Origin of the sequence: Brunnivagina elsteri CCALA 953 (genome assembly GCF_002289455.1) — a bacterium.
Classification (GTDB): Bacteria; Cyanobacteriota; Cyanobacteriia; order Cyanobacteriales; family Nostocaceae; genus Brunnivagina; species Brunnivagina elsteri.
In genome coordinates, this window is record NZ_NTFS01000463.1 from 1 (window position 1) to 4,753 (window position 4,753).

At 41.8% G+C, this 4,753-nt stretch carries 5 protein-coding genes; all 5 read right to left on the reverse strand.

The window, feature by feature from the left end:
* Positions 1 to 160: 160 nt before the first annotated feature.
* Positions 161 to 766: an NADH-quinone oxidoreductase subunit J gene (locus tag CK510_RS26425; protein ID WP_095724496.1), complete on the reverse strand. Its 606-nt coding sequence runs from the start codon at positions 764 to 766 to the stop codon at positions 161 to 163.
* Between the two features lie 30 nt (positions 767 to 796).
* Positions 797 to 1,381: an NAD(P)H-quinone oxidoreductase subunit I gene (ndhI, locus tag CK510_RS26430; protein ID WP_095724497.1), complete on the reverse strand. Its 585-nt coding sequence runs from the start codon at positions 1,379 to 1,381 to the stop codon at positions 797 to 799.
* 123 nt (positions 1,382 to 1,504) lie between these two features.
* Positions 1,505 to 2,623 carry an NADH-quinone oxidoreductase subunit NuoH gene (nuoH, locus tag CK510_RS26435; protein WP_095724498.1) on the reverse strand — a complete coding sequence of 373 codons (1,119 nt, stop codon included), beginning with the start codon at positions 2,621 to 2,623 and terminating at the stop codon, positions 1,505 to 1,507.
* 362 nt (positions 2,624 to 2,985) lie between these two features.
* Positions 2,986 to 4,122 (reverse strand): citrate synthase, encoded by a 1,137-nt coding sequence (locus tag CK510_RS26440; RefSeq protein WP_095724499.1) that lies wholly within the window; start codon positions 4,120 to 4,122, stop codon positions 2,986 to 2,988.
* A 118-nt stretch (positions 4,123 to 4,240) separates the two neighbouring features.
* The gene (gene sixA, locus CK510_RS26445) at positions 4,241 to 4,747 is read right to left on the reverse strand and encodes a phosphohistidine phosphatase SixA (protein WP_095724500.1); all 507 of its coding nucleotides are present in this window, start codon (positions 4,745 to 4,747) and stop codon (positions 4,241 to 4,243) included.
* Between the last annotated feature and the right edge of the window lie 6 nt (positions 4,748 to 4,753).

The window sequence follows — 4,753 nt, forward strand, 5'->3', positions numbered from 1 at the left end:
GGGTTTAGAATTTAACCCGCCAATCCAAATTTAATATGAAGACACAAAAAAAAAAATACCCCCACCGCCTGTGGCACCTCCCCTTAGTAAGGGGAGGTATGGAGAGGTTAAAGAATGTGTAGCCTCACATAGAATAGGTATAACAATTGCCCAATCACAATTATTCATTCTCGCTACCCGAAGAAACTAGTTCTCTTGGACGTTCGGGTAAGGTCAATAATGTTTGTGGTACACCAGAACCATCTGGTTCGGTGGGTAAGTATTCGCGACGTGCCAAAATAATTGCACCAACCATTGACATCAATAACAAAATTGAGGCAAGTTCAAAAGGCAATAAGTAGTCGCTGAAGAAGTGTTCCCCAATCAAAATGATGGGGTTATTGCCAGGAGTCGCTGTAGACAGCGACCAAGGAGTTGCTAGCACCATTGTACTTAGCAAAGCAAATAGTCCAAAGCTAACTACTGCGGTGAGGGCTTTACGTACCCAAGCATTAGGCAATGGTACAAAGTCTTGGCGCTTGTTTACCAACATGATGGCAAACAGAATCAATACGTTGATTGCACCAACGTAGACAAGTAACTGTGCTGCGGCAACAAAGTCAGCATTTAGCAATAAATACAAGCCAGAAATGCTGATAAATACGCCACACAATAAAAAGGCGGAATGAACAATGTTGTCCAACAGTACCACTCCTAGAGCCGTTCCAATCATCATTAGCGCTAGGATTGCGAACGAAACAACCTGTACACCTTCAGCTAAATTCACTTTCAATTTTCCTTTGTCGATTACGAAATATTACTTTTCTGTTTGTTCTACTAAGTCTTCGGGACGAGAACCTGCACGGGGTGCATCAGCAGGTAAGTCATGGGGGTCCATTACACCTTTAGGGAGGTATACGAACTCGCGTAACGGTGTCACCATTGGGTCGTCAGTGACTTTGTAGGGTAAGCGACCAAGGGCTACGCTATCGTAGTTTAATTCGTGGCGATCGTAAGTCGAAAGTTCGTATTCTTCGGTCATCGACAAGCAGTTTGTCGGGCAAAATTCTACACAGTTACCGCAGAAAATACAAACCCCGAAGTCGATACTGTAATGCTTAAGTTTTTTCTTCTTACTTGCTTTATCAAATTCCCAGTCCACGACGGGAAGGTTGATTGGGCATACCCGAACACAAACTTCACAAGAAATGCATTTATCAAATTCAAAGTGAATCCGACCGCGAAAGCGTTCGCTAGGAATTAATTTTTCGTAAGGATATTGAACGGTGACGGGACGACGACGCATGTGGTCAAAAGTCACAGAAAGACCTTCACCAATGTATTTTCCGGCTTGTACTGCGTCTTTTGCGTAGTCTCCAACTTGTTTAAGGAATTTCAGCATAAGTTCTCACTCTCTGTAAAGTTAGAAGTTAGGAGTTAGGAGTTAGAAGTTAGAAGTTATGAGTTAGAAGTAAATAAAATTCTTAACTCTTAATTCCTAACTCTTAATTCCTAACTATTTTTTTTAGCCACCGAAAGCGACAGGAAAAGCGAGCTTCAAAGCTGCTGTAAATAGTAAATTTGCCAAAGCTATTGGCAACAAAAATTTCCAACCTAAATTGAGTAGTTGGTCAATACGAACCCGTGGAACTGTCCAACGTAGCAAGATTGCTAAGAATACGAGGAAGTAAGCTTTGAGTAGGGTCATGGTGACACCCAGTGATGCTGTAATTACTTGCAGCACTGGTTGAGTTTCGCTGACACCTAGCCAACTAGCAATGAGACTGATGGGGAGTGGAAAATCCCAACCACCAAGGTAGAGGACAGATACAAGTAAAGCAGAGAGTACGAGGTTGATGTAGGAACTCAGGTAGAATAAAGCGAACTTCATGCCTGAATATTCGGTTTGATAACCTGCGACAATTTCTTCTTCAGCTTCGGGTAAATCGAAAGGCATCCGTTCGCATTCTGCGAGGGCTGCGATCCAAAAGATAATAAAGCCAATGGGTTGTCGCCAAACATTCCAGCCCAAAATTCCATAGCCAGATTGCTGGTTGACAATATCAACAGTGCTGAGGCTATTAGATATCATTGCGATCGCAAGTACTGCTAGTGCTAATGGTATCTCGTAACTAATCGATTGGGCGGCTGCTCGTAGTCCACCTAAAAGTGAATATTTATTATTGGATGCATAACCTGCCATCAACAACCCAATCGGTTGAATACTAGACAGGGCAATCCACAAAAATACACCCATCCCCACATCTGTAATTATCAGGTTTTGTCCAAATGGCACAATTAAGTAGGACAAAAATACAGGTAATACAACAATAATGGGACCAAGGGTAAACAACCAAGGATCGGCTTGTGCTGGCACTACGTCTTCTTTGAATACCAGTTTTAAACCGTCGGCAACTGGTGCCAGTAATCCCAAAGGACCGATATATTCAGGACCAATCCGTTGTTGAGCTGCTGCTGATATTTTCCGTTCGAGCCAAACGCAAACCAGTACCCCAACTGTGGCACCAATTAGCATCAAAATCATCGGTAACGGCATCCAAATCGCTTTGGCGGTGCCTGCTGGCAGTCCCAATTCCTTTAGGGAATCAATAAATGTTCCTTGTAGATCAATTCCTGAGTTCATGTTTCCGCTCTATTTGTCAATGAAAGGCAGAAGTTAAAAGTTAGAAGATAAAAAGCTAAAGCTAAGTTTCAGGATAATTATATTCTCCTTTCCTCTTTTCCTTTTACTCTTTTTCCTTTTCCTCCATCCTTTCTTTACTTATTAGTCCATGTCGATTAACAACAATGTAAACTTGTTAATAAATGTAAATCTAGCTACTAAATATCACTAAGGACTATTAAGCAAACTAAAGATTTCCTGCAACCCCATGATTAGTATATCGTTGGATTGTTTTGGGCTGATTAGAGGCAATGAGAAATTCTACTGATGATATGCATTGGGCATCAAGAGAGACGCGATATATCGCGTCTCTAGATTTATATTTATCGGTTCTCAATCGGGGTGTAAACGACTTCGTGATTGCCGTTATAAACCTGAGTTGGTCGGAAAATTCGGTTTTCTTCGAGTTGTTCTTTCCAGTGTGCTAACCAACCTGCTACCCGTGCGATCGCAAATATTGGCGTAAACAAGTCAGTTGTTATTCCCATTTTTCTGTATACCAAACCTGAGTAAAAGTCAACGTTTGGATATATTCCTTTATGAGCAAGTTTTTCTTCTACCACTCGCTCCATTTCTAGAGCAATGTCGTAATATTCATCATGCCCAAACTTAGCAAACAACTGTTCGGCTAAATCTTGTAAAATAGTCGCACGTGGGTCTTTGACCTTGTAGACACGATGCCCAAAGCCCATAATTTTCGCTTTCTGCTGGATACAATTCTCAATGTAAGGACGTACGTTCGCAATCGAACCAATTTGCTCCAACATTTGGATAACTTCTTCGTTTGCCCCACCATGCAAAGGACCACCGAGAGTTCCCACAGCACTGGCAACTACAGCATAAGGGTCAGTTAATGTTGATGCTGTCACCCTGGCACTAAATGTTGAAGCATTCATTGTATGTTCGGCATGGAGAACTAAACACACATCAAAAATCCGCGCCGCTAAAGGGTCAGGTTCCTTCTCATTCAGCATGTATAAGAAGTTGCTAGCATAGTCTAGTTCATCTTTTGGACGTACCGGGTCATTACCCTTACGCATCAACTGAAACGCTGCTACCATCGTTGGAATTGTCGCCAAAAGTCTAACCACAGAATCCCGAATATAAACGGGGTTATGCAAGTCACGACGCGAATAAAACAAGCCTAACGCAGCAGCCGAAGCTTGTAGAGCATCCATCGGATGACCACTTTCTGGAAATGACTTCATCATGTCGCGGATGCGGTACTTAATGCGGCGATGCATCCTAACTTCTTCTTCAAAAACTTGAAGTTCTTCTTTAGTTGGAAGCTCACCCCATATCAAGAGGTAAGCAGTTTCCAAGAAACTACTTTTTTCCGCTAATTCCTCAATGCGGATGCCACGATATTCAAGTAATCCTTTTTGCCCATTAACAAAACTGATACTAGATTCGGCGGCAGGAATGCCTTCTAAACCGGGCTTGTATTCGCACACCATCATGGCAACACCATTCTGTTTTTTTAAGATTTGCTTGGGCTTAGATTACCAGAAATACCTATCACTACGTATCTTAATATTTGTTCTAACGAAAAAATTATTGCTTCATTTGTACTTTCTGTTAGAGCAAATACTTGGGTGGTGTCAATAAGAACATTTGACTATTACCCAAAGGAGTAGCCTGTTCTGGAACCTTTATCCCGATCGTACCAGCTTTTTTGAGGACTATGTTTCCTTTTACTTCTCCCCAGACTAAAAGCTCTGCCCAGTTTCCTAAATCTGGTTCATGACCAACCAGTGCTAGTTTAGTTTCGGGGGAAATTTTTGAGGTTTGGGTGTTCGGTTCTAACCAATCTGCTATCCAAGCAGAAATATCTCCATTAGGTGCAAGATGAGTTGATTCTTCCAGTTTATCCCCAAGTCCGGTTTTGATGAGGATTTCTGCTGTTTGATATGCCCGTACTAAGGGACTAGTGAGAATGAAATCAAATTTCAAATCGAGTTCAGCAAGTCTTTGAGCTACTTTCTCGGTTTTTTGTTTCCCTTCTTTAGTTAACTTGCGTTCTTCATCTTTGACATCTTCGCGTTGTTCTTCCGCGATACCGTGGCGAATTAAATATATTTCCATAATGAT